Source organism: Ensifer adhaerens (genome assembly GCF_000697965.2).
Taxonomy (GTDB): Bacteria; Pseudomonadota; Alphaproteobacteria; order Rhizobiales; family Rhizobiaceae; genus Ensifer; species Ensifer adhaerens.
Genome location: NZ_CP015881.1, coordinates 472,862 through 490,598, shown reverse-complemented (window position 1 = coordinate 490,598; position 17,737 = coordinate 472,862). Strand labels below are relative to the sequence as shown.

The 17,737-nt window shown below is 61.9% G+C and carries 13 protein-coding genes; 1 reads left to right on the top strand and 12 read right to left on the bottom strand.

The annotated features are described in order from the left end of the window. Positions 1–136 precede the first annotated feature (136 nt). The 3 genes from FA04_RS21855 to FA04_RS21845 form a co-directional block, all read right to left on the bottom strand. On the bottom strand, positions 137–898 hold the full coding sequence (locus FA04_RS21855) for an FkbM family methyltransferase (protein WP_034799205.1): 762 nt from the start codon (positions 896–898) through the stop codon (positions 137–139). Between the two features lie 137 nt (positions 899–1,035). Next, on the bottom strand, positions 1,036–1,500 hold the full coding sequence (locus FA04_RS21850; RefSeq protein ID WP_034799203.1) for a cyclic nucleotide-binding domain-containing protein: 465 nt from the start codon (positions 1,498–1,500) through the stop codon (positions 1,036–1,038). Positions 1,501–1,591: 91 nt separating this feature from the next. Beyond that, a complete protein-coding gene (locus FA04_RS21845) occupies positions 1,592–4,282 on the bottom strand; it encodes an ABC transporter transmembrane domain-containing protein (protein ID WP_034799202.1) in 2,691 nt (896 codons plus the stop codon). Between the two features lie 302 nt (positions 4,283–4,584). Between FA04_RS21845 and FA04_RS21840 the strand changes: the two genes are divergently transcribed. After that, complete coding sequence (locus FA04_RS21840; protein ID WP_034799201.1) at positions 4,585–5,259, top strand: methyltransferase domain-containing protein; 675 nt, start codon at positions 4,585–4,587, stop codon at positions 5,257–5,259. Positions 5,260–5,357: 98 nt separating this feature from the next. On the opposite strand, the gene FA04_RS21835 is transcribed toward FA04_RS21840, so the two are convergent. The 9 genes from FA04_RS21835 to FA04_RS21795 all read right to left on the bottom strand — a co-directional run bounded on the left by FA04_RS21835 (position 5,358) and on the right by FA04_RS21795 (position 17,731). Then, positions 5,358–6,524: an SGNH/GDSL hydrolase family protein gene (locus tag FA04_RS21835; protein ID WP_034799199.1), complete on the bottom strand. Its 1,167-nt coding sequence runs from the start codon at positions 6,522–6,524 to the stop codon at positions 5,358–5,360. Positions 6,525–7,021: 497 nt separating this feature from the next. Further along, on the bottom strand, positions 7,022–8,158 hold the full coding sequence (locus tag FA04_RS21830; RefSeq protein ID WP_177235716.1) for a glycosyltransferase family protein: 1,137 nt from the start codon (positions 8,156–8,158) through the stop codon (positions 7,022–7,024). After that, positions 8,158–9,402, bottom strand: coding sequence for a glycosyltransferase family 4 protein (locus tag FA04_RS21825; protein WP_034799194.1), 1,245 nt, complete (start codon positions 9,400–9,402; stop codon positions 8,158–8,160). Before FA04_RS21825 ends, FA04_RS21830 begins: the two co-directional genes overlap by 1 nt. 4 nt (positions 9,403–9,406) lie before the next feature. Next, entirely contained in the window at positions 9,407–10,624 is a 1,218-nt protein-coding gene (locus tag FA04_RS21820) for a glycosyltransferase family protein (protein ID WP_034799192.1), read from the bottom strand. 70 nt (positions 10,625–10,694) lie between these two features. After that, positions 10,695–11,870 carry an ABC transporter permease gene (locus FA04_RS21815; RefSeq protein ID WP_090426408.1) on the bottom strand — a complete coding sequence of 392 codons (1,176 nt, stop codon included), beginning with the start codon at positions 11,868–11,870 and terminating at the stop codon, positions 10,695–10,697. After that, a complete protein-coding gene (locus FA04_RS21810) occupies positions 11,867–12,865 on the bottom strand; it encodes an ABC transporter permease (RefSeq protein ID WP_034799190.1) in 999 nt (332 codons plus the stop codon). The genes FA04_RS21815 and FA04_RS21810 overlap by 4 nt, the downstream gene beginning before the upstream one ends. A gap of 1 nt (position 12,866) precedes the next feature. Further along, positions 12,867–14,768 carry an ABC transporter substrate-binding protein gene (locus FA04_RS21805; RefSeq protein WP_034799188.1) on the bottom strand — a complete coding sequence of 634 codons (1,902 nt, stop codon included), beginning with the start codon at positions 14,766–14,768 and terminating at the stop codon, positions 12,867–12,869. Beyond that, a complete protein-coding gene (locus FA04_RS21800) occupies positions 14,765–16,657 on the bottom strand; it encodes an ABC transporter ATP-binding protein (RefSeq protein WP_034799185.1) in 1,893 nt (630 codons plus the stop codon). Before FA04_RS21800 ends, FA04_RS21805 begins: the two co-directional genes overlap by 4 nt. Before the next feature lie 123 nt (positions 16,658–16,780). After that, positions 16,781–17,731 (bottom strand): polysaccharide lyase family 20 protein, encoded by a 951-nt coding sequence (locus FA04_RS21795; RefSeq protein ID WP_034799183.1) that lies wholly within the window; start codon positions 17,729–17,731, stop codon positions 16,781–16,783. Positions 17,732–17,737: the final 6 nt, after the last annotated feature.

Genomic DNA, 17,737 nt, shown 5'->3' with positions numbered 1-17,737 from the left:
ACATTTTGAAACGAAGAGTTAACTTTAAGCGGGGGCATGGTTAACCGAACCGAGGATCGTTTCGGTTCTCGGCGGATGCCCGGACATTACCGTCCTTGTCCTCATGCATGAAAGGACTTGAGCCGCCAAAGGCTCCTTAGCGGCTACCCTCGCGCGCCACGAACAGCAGGTCGAAACCGCGAAACTCCCGGCGCGCGATCGATTTGCGTAGCGCCGTCCAGATTGCCGAGGGATTGTCGAGGCGGAAGCCCTTCAGACTACGGATCAATCCGATAGTGGCGGTCATGGTGCGAAGGACGCGCGACAGCCTGGAGCCCGTCAGCGACGCAAACAGGATCTGCGGATGAACCGCCAGCAGCACGCCGGCCGTCCGCATCCGATCGATCGTGCGGAACTGGTCCAGCGCGCGATACTCGTAACCTTCGATGTCGATCTTGAAACAGAGCCTTTCGGTCCGCGCCATGTCCTGAAGGGCTGCGATCGTCACGGTGCGCGCACGGATCGCCTCGCCGTCGTCGTCGGCGATCAGGGCCGATGTTTCGGAGCTGCCGAAACCGCCACCGACGGAATGCAGCACGAGAACGTCATCCTCCGATAGCGCTGCATTGATGACCCGCACTTCGCCGCAATTCTCCGGCTGCATTTCCTTGAGGATGCCGAAACAGACAGGATCGGGCTCGACCGTGATGACGTTGTCGGCAATCTGCGCCGCCCAATAGGGCGTCACGCCGATCCAGCCGCCGATGTCGATGAAAGTCGTCTTGGCGTCGACCAGGCGCGCGATGTTCTGGAACGTGCAAGGCTCCCAGTCGCCGTTCTGCAGCCGCGCGAAAAAGCGCTTCTTTTCCGGCTTGTCGGGAAACTGAACGGTCTTGTGGAAATAGGTGATCGAACGCATGGCGTTTCTCTAACCCATATCCGGACGAAGCGGAATGGATTTTGCGAAGGGCTCATATGACCGAGGCGAATGGCTGCCCCGGCACATCGCCGCCTGCATTTTCGGGAAGGTTCGCCCGTACAAAGGAGGTGCCGCCGTCAGGCGTCCACCGGCTCCATCGAACCGCGGGCCTCGCTGAGCTCCGCCGTCGTTTGCGCGAGGCGGTCGGCGAGAACGCGCATGATTTCCACCGCCATCTCGGGGAAGTCGGCCAGAAGCTTGAGGAAATCGTCCTTGCGGATGCGCAGGGCCTCGAGCGGCGTGCTGGTGCGCACCGTCGCGGTGCGTGGCGTGTTGCAGAGAATGGCGATTTCGCCGACGATCGAATTCTGCTCGACTTCGGCGATCTTGAAAGGCCCACCCGCCGTATTGATGAGCACCTCCGCCTTGCCGGAAAGAATGACATAGGCCGCGTCGCCGATGTCACCCTGATAGAACAGCGCTTCGCCGGCGCTGTACATGACCCTGTCGGACGTGAAGGCCAGAAGTTTCAGCTTTGCCGGCGGCAATCCCGAGAACAGGGTTATTCGGCGCAGCATTTCGACTTCATCTTTGAGCAACATCACAATCCGTGTCTCCGAGTTCCCGTCGGGGGCAACTTGCCTCCCGCATCGCGGCGGGACCATATGCTCGTGCCCTGACATTAATATTACATCAAGATGCCATTTCCTTGTAGTCAGGTCGTTCATCCACATTGGCGTCGTGCAGCAGGCGCCCGTTTTCGAACCGGGCGACGCGATCGAAGAGGTCCGCCAGCGCCGGATTGGCGAGAACCCAGATGACCGCCGGATCGCGCCCGCCCTGATCGAGCATCGCAAAGACGTTGCGGACGACCTGTTCCTGGACGCGCTGGTCGAGCGCCAGGAGCGGTTGATTGAAGATGTAGTAATCGCAATTGCGGATCAGCGCGCGCGCAAGGTCGAGCTTCTGCCGCTGCGCGGCCGTCAGCCGCTTGCCGCCGGCGCCGACATTGAAGTCGAAGCCGAAAGCAAGCACTTCGTTGTAGAGACCGCCCGCCTCGAAGAGATCCCGGACGATCGCGCGGATTTTCTCCGAGCCGTCGGCGTGTTTGTGACCGATACGTCCAAAGAGCACGTTGTCGATAATGCTGCCGGACGCGATGAATCGGTTCGGGCGGTAGTGCTCGATCATCCCGGCGAGATCGGCCGGCAGGCCTTCGTCGAACTCGCGCCGGGCGGCGACGATCTTCGCCATGACCTCGTCGGTCAAAAGACCGAAACGGTGCCGCGGCTCGATGTAATCGAAGCACAGCCTGATCACCTTGATCTGGTCGTCCTCGGAGACCTCGCCCTTGCCCTTCGTGCGTACCTTCTGGAGGATGGCCTCATAGACCGGGATTTCCTCGGCGGTCATGAAGGTCAACTGTTGGAAGAACGGGTGATCCGGCGGCAAGTCGCGGAACAGTTCGACGACGTTCTCGGCGATCTCGATGCCCATCTCATAAAAGGTGTCGCGCAGGCCGACCCGCTGCAGGATCGTCTTGAAGAACGGATGGTTCTCCAGCGCATCTGCCCACATCACCTGATCGGTGATGGTGCCGAAGAGCATGTTTTCGCCGATCGTCGCCTCGACATTGTAGGTCCCGGGCTCGAAGAACACGACGAGGTCGCTGAGCTTTTCCTTTTCGAGACGCTGCCGGAGCGCGCTGCGCATCTCGACGATGCCTGCGGCGAACTCCGCATGCTCGTGGGGATCGATGGTCGAGCGCACGGCCAGCGCCATGACGTCGTTGGTCAAAAGCACCGCGTCGAGAACTGGCCGGATCTGCACGAGCAGATCGTCCGGTCCGTTCGCCCCGGCGGATCCATAGTCGATCCAGTCGCTGTTGACGTCGAGATACGGGTTTCCGGCCAGCCGGGCTTCGGTCACCTCCCACTTGCGGTGCGTCGCACGCTCGCCCTCATAGATCTCGTCCGTGAGCGGCGCATGCTTCAGCCCGTAAAGGATGTTGTCACCGAGGCTGCCCTGGAAGACGTAGACGTCGGACGAGGCGTAGGCGATCCGTCGGCCGGTCACCGATTCCGGCAGCTCCAAGATGTCCTGGCCACCGACGAGCACCTTGCCGCTTGCCGGCCAGACGAGCCGGCCGAAGGCCTCGGCGAGCACTTCGCCACCACCCATCAGCGCCACCTTCTCGCCGGGCTGGACCTGCAGCGAGACGTGGTCAAGCAGCGTCGAGCCGCCATCGTCGATCACCGTCAGATTGACGGCGGCAAGCGGGCCTGCGAGCGGCACGGCAGCGGTGGTTGCCACCGCCTGGACCTTGGGATCGAGCAGCGTGTCGACGCTGAACTGCTCGACCACCTGCGCATATTTCACCTGGACGTCCTGACGGGCCTGGTCCCAGTCGATCAGTTCCTTCAGCGGACCCGGCAGGTCCTTGTAGGCGCCGATGACAGCGACGAGCTGGCCGATGTCGAGGCGACCCTGCAGGGCGAAATAGCCGCCGATCGCGTAAAACAGGAAGGGCGTGACCTGTGCGAGGAAGTTGTTGATGAACTTGACGAGGAATTTCCACTGGTAGAGGTCGTAGCGGATCTTGAAGATCCGGCCGAGCCGCGCCGCGATGTCGGCGCGCTCGTAGTTCGACGTATCGTGGCCACGGATCGCGCCGATACCGTCGACGATTTCGCTGACGCGGCCGGAAAGCTCGCGCGCCGTCAACTGCCGCTCGCGCCCAAGCACGAGAAGCCGCTTGCGCATGCGCGGAATGATGACCGCCTGAACCGCGACGATCAGCGTTGCGATCAGCCCGAGCCAGAAGCTCTGCAGCAGGATGAACACGAGCGCCGTCAAGGCCTGGCCGCCGAGCAAGGCGGGCGAGACGAAGGCATCACCGGTGAAACCACCGAGCGGCTCGACCTCGTCCTTGATCATCGTCGCGATTTCGGCGGGCTTCACCCGCTTGAAATGGCTGGGCGGAAAACGCAGGACCCGGTCGACGAGTTCGAAACGGATGCGGCGCAAGAGCCGCTCGCCGAGCCGGCCCTTGAACGTGTTGATGTAGAATTTGAAGAGGCCGTTGACCACCACCAGCGCCAGGAACACCAGGCTGAGGGCGAGCAGCATGCCTTCGCGGCCGAGCTGGAAGCCGTCAAAGACGTTGAACGTGCCCAAATACGGCAGGTCGAAGGATATCGGCAGGAAGGCCTGAGTGGCCTCCGGACTGTCGAAGCCATCGCCCTGGATCGGCCCGTTGACGATCTGCTTCGGCAGATCGAACGACAGGAAGTAAGGGATCATCGACAGCGCGACGACAACCAGGATCCAAAGCTGGTCCTTGCGCGTGTGGGTCCAGATATAGCGGGAAAGGCGTGGTTCCATGTTACTGGCGATAGGACCTTATTGAACACGACTGCTGCTGGCGGGCCGGGTTGCCATATGTCCCCAGCACGCATCACTCTTCGGCGACACCTCCGGACGGGTACCCTAAGGCACGCTCCTGAAGGGACGCCTGCATATTCCGCCCGGCGCCGAATCCGGTTGATCGATTATGCAGGTGCGAGGGAAATCTGCAATGGACGCGGTTTCCAACAGGCGGCCTTGAAGTCAACCGGCAGAGGTCGACGCTCCCGAAAGCACACGCCGTTATTGCACTCGCTCGATGCGCAGCTTACAACGACCGCATGAAACAAACCAGCCATCCCCCCTGCCAATCCAACGATTGGTACGAGCATGCCTTCGATCTCGCGCGTGGCATCGCCGCCTATACGCGCAGTCCGCTGATCGAAGGGATCGGCCGGGTGATCGCCAAACATCCAGACGCCCACATCGCCAATGCCTTCAACCACAAGCAGGTTGCCTGCAAGGTCTGGGCGCGCGATACGCTCTTTGAGGTGGCCGGCCCCTCCTACGGCAAGATCGCCATCCTCGGCGGCTGGTACGGCATTCTCGGCGCCATGCTGCTGGAAGACCAGCGCTTCGATGTGGCGGCAGTCGACAGCTTCGACATCGATCCGGACGTCGAAGCGGTGGCGCGGACGCTGAACGCGGCCTTTCCGGACAAGTTTCATGCCGTGACGGCGGACATGTATGCGATCGACTACGCGGCGCTCGCGGCAGACGTGGTGATCAATACGAGCTGCGAGCATATCGCAGACCTCAAGGCATGGCTCGATCGCATTCCGGCCGGTACGCGGGTGCTGCTCCAGTCCAACGACTATTTCAGCGAGCCGACGCATATCAACTGCGTGGCCTCGGTCGAAGAATTCGCCAAGCAGGCGGCACTGACGACCGTGGAGTTCGCCGGCGCGCTGCCGACCAAAAAATACACCCGCTTCATGCTGATCGGCACGGTCTGAACCGATCGAGATCGCACTTGTTTGCCGGGACAGCACCCGTGCGCTCCGGCACCGTTGTCTGTCGTCGGCCTCCACGGGTACCGCCGCCCCCCCGACGTTCAGTCATGCGTCTCGGCGACCCTTGATTTCATCTCGTTCCAGAGCGACGACGCGGTTCCTGCGAACGCCTTGTAGCCTGCCTCAAACGGATGTCCGTCGTTATCAGGATAAAAGCGCTGCCCGGCCAGGATCGCATCCCGCAAGGCGTCAGTCGTTGCATCCACCGCACTACGATACGGCAGATCAAGCCGGCCGGCGACCTCCCGAATTTTGTCCTCGAGTGCGATCTGACGCTCGACACTGCGGATGAAGGCGGGATCGGCAACCGCCAGCTGGCCACCGCGCCGAAGGTGTTCGAAAACCACACGCTCCTTGGACGGAATCAGCAACAGTCCTACCCGTCCCCGTCCCTGCGCGGCCCAGTCGGCCGCAAAACGTTCAAAGTCCGCAAACATCGCCGCTGTCTCGGACGAGGCCAAATCGCTCATGCGACCGGCATCATCCACATAGCGCCTCGACACCGGTGGGATCCCGTCCAGGAACCGGTAATATTCGGACGCTTCATCGCTGCCCGTGCCAAGGAAGCGCGCATACAAGCTCGTCACACGGTCCTTTATCGCATATTGATAAGCGCTCAGAAGCGCGACGTTCTCGAACAGCTTCGTCTTGATGCTCGCCGATCGCGCCTTGGTGCATTGCGTATGGCTTCCGGTCGGACTGAAGAGAGCCTGCAGGTGAAGCCGTGCCTGCTCTGCAAGCCAGAAGTCGGAACGCGCGTTCATGATATCGCATGCCGAAAAAACGATCGCGAAGTCGTTGCCTGGGAAAATGGCGACGATCGCGCCTTTGGCTCCATTTGCCAGCGCATCGTGGACGATCGCGTGGTAGGTGTAGATGCCGTAACTTCCGACACCAAAATTGTAGGTGTGTTCGCCGGTGATGGCCTGGAAGACGGCCGGCCAGGTCTGACCGCTTTCGACGTTGTTGCCATAGGTCATCGAGTCGCCGATTGCGGCGACTTGAAAGCCCTGCCGTGCGCCTGCCGGGTCGCGGAAGCCGTCCTCGTCAACGCCGGAAAGGGTAGGATCGAGACGATAGCCATACTTTTCGTCGATGCTTCGGTGCGACTGCGTTCCGATCGGAAACGGCGTGAACATGCGCAGCATTACCTCCCCGGCCCCCAATGCCAAGGTCACTGAGATCAACAGCGCGATCAGATTTCTCAACTGCCCCTCCTGCCTTACGCGCTCGACGCGCCGAAATCCCCTTGCATTGCTCTGCGGCCGCCGTTCATCGCGGGTGCCCCGCTGCCTCTACGCTCGCCAGCCGGCGCCGCTGCAGCGCACAGGCGATGCCGTGCGCGAGAGGCCGGCGGATGTTGGAGAGGTAGACAAGGCAGGAAAGCCGTACGGGAAACTCTTCGCCAAGAGTATGACCCAGTCCTGGCAAGACCTTGAGTTTAGTGCACACAGGAACCCAGGTTATCGTTCGGTGGAAATGCACTGCGTATATTCAGAATCAGTATTATTGATTTCACTAACATACCATTCCGGAGACAGCCAGCCGGGACACGCAGAACGCGAGGAAAATATCCAGGCTCCGTACATACTGGCAGATAGTCGAATGGTCGCCCGACCATTGGTTTGCCGAGCGACTTTTCTATTTCGGTGGTTCCGCTCAAGGGCGGCCTTCAGCGGAGACCGATGGGCACCACCGACTACGGCTAGCGGACCGTCTGAAGCCCAAGTATCTCCGCCGTTCTAGCGGCGCCGTTCAGGTCGAGTGGTGGGATCTCCGGCCTTGGCCGCGCCAGCATCGTCTCGACGTCGCGGGCCAGCCTCTCCGGTGTCACGTCCGCTTCTGGCAGAACGCCGGCAAGGCCGAGCTTTTCGAGCCTTTCGGCGCGCGTCGACTGCTCGGTCTCGCCGCCGGCGACGAAGGGAATGAGCAGCGACGCACAGCCGGCACGGAAGATATCGCAGACGGTGTTGTAGCCGGCCTGGGAAACCGAGAGCCGCGCACCCGACAGAAGGCTCGCAAAATCCTTGCGGAAGCGGAACAGATGCACGTTTGCGGGCGCTGCGGCGGCAAAGCCATCATAGTCGTCCTGCGGCAGGTTCGGCCCGGTGATCAGGCACCATTTCAGGTCGCCCGCAAGCAGCCCGGCCGCCTGTAGTGCCGCGCCGATCAGCTCCTTGCCGACCGCGCCGCCGCCAGCCGAAACAAGCACGTCGAACCTTTCAGCCGGAGGTTCAGGGGCATGGCCGGCGACAAGACCGGTATAGACGATCTTGTCTTCGATCTCCGCCGTATACGGATAGGTCTCCTCTAGCCGCGCAAAGGCAGGATCGCCATGCACGAGCACGAGGTCGAAATGCGCCCTGACAACGTCGAGGGTTTCTTCGGCGCGCCCGGGCTTCGTCCGCTCCTGCAGGATATCGCGCAGCGATGCGGCAACGAGGGGCCGCGGCTCCTGCTTCTCGATCACCTCCAGCAGCGGCATCAACTCGAAACGCATCTGGCGGCGGCCAAAGGGGAAGGCTTCGAAGATGACGATGTCAGGCTTGCAGGCAAGAAATGCCTCGATCAGCAGGTCGCGGCGCTCTTGCTTGAAAGCCTCGCTGACCGGGTTTCCCTCGCCATCGGCAAGTCCGCTAAACCCCTTGTCGCCAGCCAGCACCGGCGGCAGGGCCACGTGTTTCACATCGTTTGCGGGGAACCCCGGCACCGGGCTGCCGCCCGTCACGACGGTCACGTCATAGCCTTTGGCCGCCAAGGCGCTCGCGATCCGGCTTGCCCGCGCCAGGTGACCGATGCCGAGCAGGTGCTGTACGTAGAAGAAGACGCGACGTGCGGACATCAGGCGGCTCTCCATTCGCTGGCGAACAGGCCGGCGAGTTGTTCGATGCTGGTGTGGTGGTCGAACTGGCCGCGAACCTTCCGCTCGGCCGCATCGCCGAACCTGTGGCGAAGTGCCGGATTGCGGATCAGTTCCTCAAGCGCGGCCGCAAGTGCCTGCGGATCCTCCGACGGAACGACACGGCCGTTTTCGCCGTCCTCGAGGAGTTCCGGAACGCCGGATATCGCCGTCGAGACGCAGGCCAGCCGCTGGCTCGATGCTTCGACAAGCACGTTCGGCAACCCGTCCCGATCGCCGTCCGCGGTGATCCGGCAGGCGAGCGCAAAGATGTCGCTTGCCCGATAGTGCGCAAGCACATCGGTCTGGTCGAGCGCGCCCTTCCAGACAATACGGTCGGAGACGCCGAGCTCCGTGGCGAGCGTCTTCAATTGGCCGGTCAGTTCGCCGGCGCCGATATGCTCGAACCGCCAATGAAGCTCTGCCGGCAGCTTGGCCAGCGCCTTCAGCAACACGTCGTAGCCCTTTTTTCCAACGGCACGGCCGACGCTGACGATGCGGACGGGATCGGCCGGATCGGAACCGGTGCGATTGGAATGCGTGCCGTCGAAATGCGGGAAGCGGTCGAGGTCGAGGCCATGATAGCTCAGATGTACTCTCGATTTGTCGCTGGCAAGGCTGCGGAGATGCTCGTACCCCATGCGTGTGCAGGTCACGGTCCAGCGCGCAAGGCCGAGCTTTTCGGACAGTTCCCAGTCGGGCGAGGTCCAGATGTCCTTTGCATGCGCCGAACAGGTCCAGGGCGTGCCAGCGATCACGCTGGCATAGGCCGTCACCGAAGCAGGGGTATGGATGAAGTGCGCGTGCAGCCAGCGCGGCTGTCCAGGCCATTCGGAGGCGAGCACCAGCGCCTGGCCGAGCCGGCGAAAGCGGTTGCGGCTGAAATCGCGCGGCAGGTCCTTGAGGAACAGACCCAGGACGCGCCAGAATCCGGGTTTCGGCAGACAGCGCACGAGCCCGCGCAGAACCCTTAGCGGCTCCTCATGCAGATATTCCGGCAGATAGTGGACGTCGGCGCGGATTTCGTCATGCACCGGGTGGCGCTTGCCGTCCGTTGGACGCCGAAGCGAGATCAGGACGAGTTCTATCCCGGCGCGCTCGAGGCCAAGCAGTTCCTGGGCGATGAATGTTTCCGAAAGACGCGGGTAGCCCTTCAGCACGACTGCAATCTTGCGGTCTGTCGGCAATGCTTCAGCTCGATTTCTTCACGATGTTCAGGTGGTCGCTCGACGGCCGATCGAGCCATCTGCCGACGATCTCGGAGATGTGCACGAGGCCTTCCAGCCGCAGGCCGTTGGCGCCGCTTTTCGACGGTGGCTCACGATAAGGCAGCGCCCTCAGCGCCGCCGCCAGCCGCAACGGATCCTCCGCCTCGTCCGGCAGAAGCATCTCGATCAGCCCCAGCTCGGCAGCCCGGCGCGCGCGGATCAGTTGCTCCTCGCGCGGCTGGATGCGCGGCACGATCAGCGCCGGCTTGTCGAAGGAGAGGATTTCGCAATAGGTGTTGTAGCCGCCCATGGCGACGACGCCCTTGGCGCCGGCAATGAGCTCTTCCATGCGATTGTCGAACTCGATGATCTTGATATAGGGGATCTTGCTGCCCTTGCGGATCAGCTTTTCCCGCTTCTTGACCGGCATGTAGGGTCCTAGCACGATCAGCGCCTTGTGCGTGAGCTCCGGATCCTGCTGATAGGCATGGATGACGTCGTGGATCAGGTCCGCCCCATCTCCGCCGCCGCCAGTGGTGACGAGGATGTAGTCGCCCTGAGGCTTATGACCCGGCAATTCCTCGCGCGGGACGCTGCGCTGCAGAAAACCGACGAAGTTCATGCGCTCGCGCACCGCGGGCGGCACGTCGAGTTCGGTCAGGGGGTCGTAGAAATCAGGCGGGCCGTAGACCCAAATCGTGTCGTAGTACTGCTCGATCTTGCGCATGGTATCGCGCCGCTTCCACTCTGCCTCGAGCAGGTGCGGCGCATCCATGACCTCACGCAGGCCGAGGACGAGCGTCGTGCCGTGCGCTTTCAGATAGGTCAGCGTTTCCTCGACCTCGCCGCGCAGGCCCATCGGCTCCTTGTCGACGATGAAGATGTCCGGCTTGAAGGTCTCTGCCGTATGGCGAATGATCGCCTGGCGCATCTTCAGCGTTTCATCGAGTTCGATATGGCGGTCGAGCGAGGTGTAGTCGCCATTATGCAGCTTGATCACGCTCGGGATCTTCACGAAATCCACGCGCGCGCGATAGTCGAACGCGCCGGCAATCGTCGCCCCGGAAATGATCAGGATGTTCAAGCCGCGATAGTCTTCCACCAGCGAATGCGCGATCGTGCGGCAGCGCCTGAGGTGTCCGAGCCCGAACGTGTCATGGCTATACATGAGGATCCGGGCATCTTCAAAACGCCGCATCATGCAAGAAACCTTTCACTCAGGGTACGATGAACCGTTTCACGCGGGCCGTATGGCTGCGTCAAACCGGGCTTCATTTGTAGGGATCCGCCGCGTCACGCAACCCATCTCCCAAGAAGTTGAACGCCAAAATCACAAGAATGACCGGAATTGTGGGAAATAGGAGCCAGGGATAGAAGGCAATGACGCTGACGCTTTTCGCCTCCGTCAGCAGAATGCCCCAGCTGGTGATCGGCGGCCTGAGACCGAGGCCAAGGAAGCTGAGCGCCGTTTCCCCGAGGATCATGCCGGGAATAGAGATGGTCGCGGTGGCGATCAGATGCGACATGAAACCGGGCACGAGGTGCCGGCCGATGATGCGGCTGCTCCTTGCACCCATGAGCTGGGCCGCAAGCACATAGTCTTCTTCACGCAAGGCCAGCAGCTTCGAGCGGACAGCGCGCGCAAGCCCGGTCCAATCGAGCAGGCCGAGGATGATCGTGATCGCCAGATAAATGAAGATTGGACTCCAGGTCGCCGGCATGATCGCCGCCAGCGACAGCCAGAGCGGGATGCTGGGGATCGATTGCAGCACCTCGATGACACGCTGGACGATGAGATCGAAGACGCCGCCGTGGTAGCCGGCAAGACCGCCGATGACGATGCCGAGCACGAAGCTGACGGTAATGCCGAGAAGGCCGATCGTCAGCGAAATCCGCGCGCCATAGATGATGCGCGACAGCACGTCGCGCCCGAGGCGGTCCGTTCCGAGGAAGAAGGCCTCGCCGCCCGTTGCCGGGCAGACGAAATGCACGTTGCTTTCAAACAGCCCCCAGAAGCGATAGCCGTCGCCGCGGCAGAAGAAGCGAAGCGGCTGCACATCGTTGGTATCGTCGGCGTAGTTGCGCTTCAGCGTATCCATGTCCAGCGTCATCGTGCGGCCGTAGACGAAGGGACCGACGAACTTGCCCTCATGGAAGAGATGCACCGCCTGCGGCGGCGCATAGATATAGTCCATATTCCGGGTATGCAGGTTATAGGGCGCCAGAAACTCGCAGACGACGATCATCAGGTAGAGCACGACGAGAAAAACGCCGGACGCAAGCGCCAGCTTGTGACGGCGGAATTTCCACCACATCAGCCGCAGCTGCGAAGCCTGGTTGACGCGCACCTGCTCGTCCGTCATCGCCTCGACGGAATAGGGGTCGAACGGAGCCGTAGATACGTAGTGCGGCATGGGCTCGCCGGGCGCCGGAAGAAATGACGTCACTTGGTGCTCCTGCCTTGCAGCCGAATTCGAGGATCAAGAATGGCGAGCGCGATGTCGGAGATCAACACGCCGATCACCGTCAGGAAGGCCAGGAACATCAGGAACGACCCGGCAAGATACATGTCCTGGCTCTGCAACGCCTTGATCAACATCGGGCCGGTGGTCTCGAGCGAAAGCACGATCGCGGTGATTTCCGCGCCGGAGATGATCGCCGGCAGGATCGAACCGATATCCGAGATGAAGAAGTTCAGCGCCATGCGCAGCGGATATTTCACCAGCGTGCGCATCGGCGAAAGCCCCTTGGCGCGTGCCGTCACCACATACTGTTTCTGCAACTCGTCAAGCAGGTTGGCGCGCAGGCGCCGGATCATGCCGGCGGTTCCCGCCGCGCCGACGATGATGACCGGAATCCAGATGTGTTCGAGGATCGATTTCGCCTTTTCCCAACTCATGGGTTCAGCGAGATATTTCTGGTCCATCAGGTGGCCGATGGAAATCCCGAACCAGATATTGGCGAAGTACATCAGGATCAGCGCCAGCATGAAGTTGGGGATGGCGATGCCGATCAGGCCCATCAGCGACAGGCCATAGTCGCCCCAGCTGTACTGATGGGTCGCCGAGTAGATGCCGATCGGGAAAGCGATCAGCCAGGTGAAGATGATGGTGACGAAGGAAACGAGGATCGTCAGCCACAGGCGGTCGCCGACGACGGCGCTCACCGGAAGCTCGTATTCGAAGGAATAGCCGAAATCGCCCTGCAGCATGCCGCCGAGCCAGTAGACGTAGCGCAGCACCGGCGGCTGATCGAAGCCGTACTCCTTCCGGAGCGCCTCGATCTGCTCCATGTCGACGCCTTCGCCCTGCGCCTTGATCTCGGCAACATAGCTCTCGAAGTAATCTCCTGGCGGCAGTTCGATGATGGTGAAGACAAGAGCGGAAATGATGAGGAGGGTCGGAGCCATCGCCGCGATACGCCAGAGAATATATCGCAGCATGTCAGGCTTCCTGTTCGATCCAGAAGGTGTCGGGTTTGTAGACACCGAAATAGCACGTGGGGTCGAAGCCGTAGAGCGCAGTGTCGGGCACGTTCCTCAGCTTCTTTGCCACGAGGATCGGCTGGAGCGAGGCGTTGACGATGCCGATCGAGAACACCTGGTCGGTGTAGATCGAGAGCATCCGGCTCCAAATCTCCGTCCGCTCGGCGTCTTCGGCCGAATGCCGCCAGCGCTGCAGCAGTTCCGTCAGTTCCACGGCTGCCGGAAGGTCCGGGGCCTGGCCCATTTCGCCGTGGGAAAGATAATTCAGCCCCCAGACCGGCCATTGCAGCTGGTCGTCCGCGGTCGGCGCAAGCTGGCCGGGGTTCATGCTGGCCGTCGGCACGCCGTTGTCTATGCCGAACCACATCGACATGATGATCTCGCCACCGACGGCGCGGCTGCGGAACGTGTCGCGTTGCGAGGTCCGGATGAAGAGCGATATCCCGACCTTCTGCCAGTAGTCGGTGATGAGCTGCAGCACGTCCGTCTCGAGTGTGCTTTCCCCGGCCGTTTCCACGACGATCTGCGCCGCGCGGCCGTCGGAGAGAATGCGGATGCCGTCGCTGTCCTTCTTGGTCAGGCCCGCTTCGTCGAGCAGCGCATTGGCCTGTTCCGGATCGTGGGCGACCCAGGCATTGGCGAACTCGGGCCGGAAGAGCGGGCTCTCGGGCAGCACCGTGTCGGCGCTCTCCTTCGTCAGCCCGTAGAACACCGCCTTGTTGATTTCGGTGCGGTCGATGGCAAGCGACAGGGCGCGGCGAACGCGCACATCCTGCAGCAGTGCCCGCCAGACCGCATCCGAGCAGTTGAGGTTGGGAAGCAGCGCCAGGCGCGAGCCCTGCGTCTTCTTCCACAGCAGCACTTTCGCCGGATAGCGCTTCTCGGAATCCTTGAGGAAGGTGTAGTCGACGAAGTCGATACCGGTCGCCTGCAGGTCGCTTTCGCCGGTGCCGGTCTTGGCCGGGATTAGCGCAGACGAGCTGACGCTGAGCACGAACTTGTCGATATAGGGTAACTGCAGGCCGTTCTCGTCGACGCGATGATAGTAGGGATTGCGCTCGAAGACGAATTGTTCGGCCGGAAGCGGCGTCGTGTTGCGCCAGGGGTCCAGCGTCGGCAGGTCCGGGTTTTCCGGGCGGTAGGAACGGGCCATGCGCATGTGCAGCTGGCTCCATTTCTTGACCCGTTCCTCCTTCATCAGGGCCTTGAGCTTGTCTTCTTCCTGATATTTCTCATGGAACTGTTTCAGGTAGGTCGACGGCATCACCACCACCATCGGCTGGGCGCCGGCGAGCTTCTGCAGGAAGTCAGGATTGGGTGTCGACCAGGAATAGCGCACCGTGCGTTCGTCGATGATCTCGAACTTGGCGGCCTCGCCATCCATGACCAGCGCCGTCGGCAGCCCGGCCGGGCTCAGCTTCTCGTTATTGAGAACGTCGTCCCAGCAATAGCGGAAATCCTCCGACGTCAGCGGCGTGCCGTCGGACCACTTGTGGCCTTCACGGATGTGGAAGGTGAAGATGCGGTCCTCGACCGTTTCGAAGCTTTCGAGAACGTCCGCTTCGATCTTCAACGCTTCGTCGAAGCCGACCAGACGGGCATAGCCGTAGATCGTCATCAGGCGGATGTCCTTGGCGCTGCCGATCAGCATCCGCACCTCGCCGCCGTACTTGCCGGGCTGGCGCCCCATGGCCGCGACGTTGATGACACGCGGCGTCTTCGGCAGGCGCTCGGCAAGCGGCGGCAGCTTGCCGTCGGCAATCTGCTTTTCCCAGAATGCGGGCTCGCCTGCAGCTGCAAAGAGCCGCGTCGGCAGAGCCACGGTCGCAAGCAATGCCAGTACAGTTCGGCGGGTGATCATGGCCGCAACTCCCTTGCATCCACGGACCGGCGCGCCAGCACGATGTGGTCACCACCGAGATCCGCGGGGATCAGCGCGTCGCCGGCATCATCGTCCCGGAACTGCGGTCCCCAGCGCCGCATGTCCGAACCTTCGCTGTCCTTCAGCAGTTCGAAATCCAGCGGCCGGTCGAGATCCGGATAAGGAACCGCCGCCAGCAGCGACTTGGTATAGGGATGAACAGGATTGCGCATCAGCACCTCGCGCGGTGCCAGCTCGACGATACGCCCGGCGCACATCACGGCGATGCGGTCGGCCATATAGTCGACGACAGCCAGATTGTGCGAGATGAACAGGCAGGTCAGTCCCAGTTCCTTCTGCAGGTCCTTCAGCAGGTTGAGGATCTGCGCCTGGACGGAGACGTCGAGCGCGGAAACCGGCTCGTCGCAGATCAGCAGCTCCGGCACCAGCGCGAGAGCCCGCGCGATCCCGATGCGCTGGCGTTGACCACCGGAGAAGCTGTGCGGGTACCGATTAATGAAGCGCTGGTCGAGACCGACGGCCTGCAGCAGCGAACGCACCGTTTCTTCGCGCGATTTGCCCGTTCCGCGCCCGTGGATCTCGAGTGGCTCGCTGAGGATGTTCTTGACCGTCATGCGCGGCGAGAGGGAGGAGACCGGATCCTGGAAGACCATCTGGATCTTGGACCGCATGGCCTTAAGGTCGTCGCCCTGCACTTTCAGCACATCGACCGACCCCTCGCCATTGTCGAAGATCACCGAGCCCTGGTCGGGCGTGACGGCCCGCATCAGGATCTTGCTGACGGTGGTCTTGCCGCAGCCGCTTTCCCCGACGAGGCCGAGGCACTCGCCACGGCGGATGTCGAAGCTGACATCGTCGACGGCGCGATGCAGCGTATCTTCGCCACCACCGAACCAGGACGATTTGCGCGTTCCATAGGTCTTCGAGACATTGCGGACGGACAAAAGCACGTCGGGACCGGTGCGCCGGTCGGCGGCCGAAGTCCCGAGCAGCGTTCCAGCCTTGACCGGCACTTCGCGCAGTGCCTTCAGCCGCTCGCCGGGCTTCATGTCGAAATGCGGAACCGCGGCCATCAGGCCCTTGAGATAGGGATGCTGCGGGTTGCGGAAGATCGCCTCGACCGGACCCGCCTCGACGATCTGGCCGTGATAGATCACCACAACCTCGTCGGCCATGTTGGCGACGACGCCAAGGTCATGGGTGATCAGAAGCATGGCCATGTTGAGCTTGACCTGAAGCTCGCGCAGGAGTTTCAGGATCTGCGCCTGAACGGTCACGTCGAGCGCTGTCGTCGGCTCGTCGGCGATCAACAGCGCCGGCCGGCAGATCAATGCCATGGCAATCATCGCGCGTTGCCGCATGCCGCCGGAAAGCTCGAACGGATACATGTCGTAGGCGCGCTTCGGATTGGCAAAGCCCACATAGCCGAGCAGCTCTTCCGTTCGCGCCCGACGTTCCGCCTTTTCCGCGTCGGTGTGGATCTTCAGCACTTCGGAAATCTGGTTTCCGATCGTGTGGAGCGGCGACAGCGATGTCATCGGCTCCTGGAAGATCTTGCTGATGCGCGTGCCGCGCAGGCTGCGGATCTCCTCCCCTTCCCGCTCCAGCGAGAGCAGGTCGATCGGCTTTGCAGCCGTCGTCGGGTCGTTGAACAAAATTTTGCCACCAACCTTGGCGACGTTGGGCAAGATGCCCATCACCGCCTGGCTGATTGCGGATTTCCCCGATCCGGACTCGCCGACGAGCGCCGTCACCTTGCCGGGCAAAATTCTGAAATTCGCGTTATTGACGGCTTGAACTTCGCCGCCGAGCACCGAGAATGTGATCCGCAGACCTTCAACTCGAAGCAGGTCCGCCCCAGATGTCATAGCAGCACGCTTCCCTCATTGCTTTTTATCCGCCGCCTCTAAAAAAAGACTAGCGCAGCTTCCAAGGGCTGTCCAGCACACCCGGTTGCAGACGAGGCTCTACCCACCTGCATCTTCAGATGGTTAGAACGAAGGGCAGGCACCGCCCTTCAACACGTCGGCGCAATTGGCCGAGCGTCGGAAGTCGTCGTAAAACAGCGTCCAGTCGGTTTTATCGGCCGCCCGGTAGGGGCCGAACTTGAAGTACTGGTTCTTGCCGAGCCCCTTGTCGTCGTGACCGATATGGCCCGTCACCGTGATGATCGGCTTGTCGTTGGCGAAGAGTTCGATGCGACCCGTGCCATTGGCTCCCGGCAGCGTGTAGATCGCGAAATCGATCCAGCCGGACTTCGGGTCGGGCAACGGATTGCCGTGGTTCGTCACCTTGATCGCATCGGTGCATGCATTGAAGAGACTGCCGTCGATCAGCTCCCAGTTGCTGTCTGCGGCGACCAGCATGCGCATCTGGTTGACGCCCGGCCGCCCCCATACGGGGATCTCGCCCGGTTTGCAGCTCGCCGGCTTCCCCTCAGGACCGGCCCAGAGCGGCGCGATATAGTTCGTTTCCACAGTGGCGAAAAGTTTGCCGGCCTCGAGCCTCAAGGCAAGGAACGGGCTGAAATCGCCCTCGGCACCCGGATCGATCTCGCGCTTCCACTGGGCGATCAGATAACGATGGTCCTCATTCGGGATCGGGTCGGCAAACTTGACCGCGAAACCATACCAGACGCCCTGGTCGTATGGCACGCGCAGCGCCGTCTTTTCCCAGATCTCTGCCCGCTCGCTGCAACCGTCGAGCGAATCGGGACAGGTCGGAACGACGCTCAGCTTGAGCGCGCCATTACCGTTATGCTTGACCTCGTTCTGAAACTCCACCGTGCCGGCGGTCTGCTCGAAGTTCTCGCGATAGTAGAGCCCGCCCTCAGGCGCAAAACCCCGCCCCTCGAAGTCGTCGGAAAGCTTGGTTTCCCATGGCTGCGCCATCGCGCTCCCGGCCATGACGATGGAAGCGACGAAAAGGACGGTGCGAAACATTCTTCC

Excerpts from the sequence above, each read along its gene's own strand:
- FA04_RS21830 (WP_177235716.1), bottom strand. The coding sequence starts at position 8,158 with ATGTCCGCACGTCGCGTCTTCTTCTACGTACAGCACCTGCTCGGCATC.
- FA04_RS21820 (WP_034799192.1), bottom strand. The coding sequence starts at position 10,624 with ATGATGCGGCGTTTTGAAGATGCCCGGATCCTCATGTATAGCCATGAC.
- FA04_RS21795 (WP_034799183.1), bottom strand. The coding sequence starts at position 17,731 with ATGTTTCGCACCGTCCTTTTCGTCGCTTCCATCGTCATGGCCGGGAGC.
- FA04_RS21810 (WP_034799190.1), bottom strand. The coding sequence starts at position 12,865 with ATGCTGCGATATATTCTCTGGCGTATCGCGGCGATGGCTCCGACCCTC.
- FA04_RS21850 (WP_034799203.1), bottom strand. The coding sequence starts at position 1,500 with ATGTTGCTCAAAGATGAAGTCGAAATGCTGCGCCGAATAACCCTGTTC.
- FA04_RS21800 (WP_034799185.1), bottom strand. The coding sequence starts at position 16,657 with ATGACATCTGGGGCGGACCTGCTTCGAGTTGAAGGTCTGCGGATCACA.
- FA04_RS21805 (WP_034799188.1), bottom strand. The coding sequence starts at position 14,768 with ATGATCACCCGCCGAACTGTACTGGCATTGCTTGCGACCGTGGCTCTG.
- FA04_RS21840 (WP_034799201.1), top strand. The coding sequence starts at position 4,585 with ATGAAACAAACCAGCCATCCCCCCTGCCAATCCAACGATTGGTACGAG.
- FA04_RS21845 (WP_034799202.1), bottom strand. The coding sequence starts at position 4,282 with ATGGAACCACGCCTTTCCCGCTATATCTGGACCCACACGCGCAAGGAC.
- FA04_RS21855 (WP_034799205.1), bottom strand. The coding sequence starts at position 898 with ATGCGTTCGATCACCTATTTCCACAAGACCGTTCAGTTTCCCGACAAG.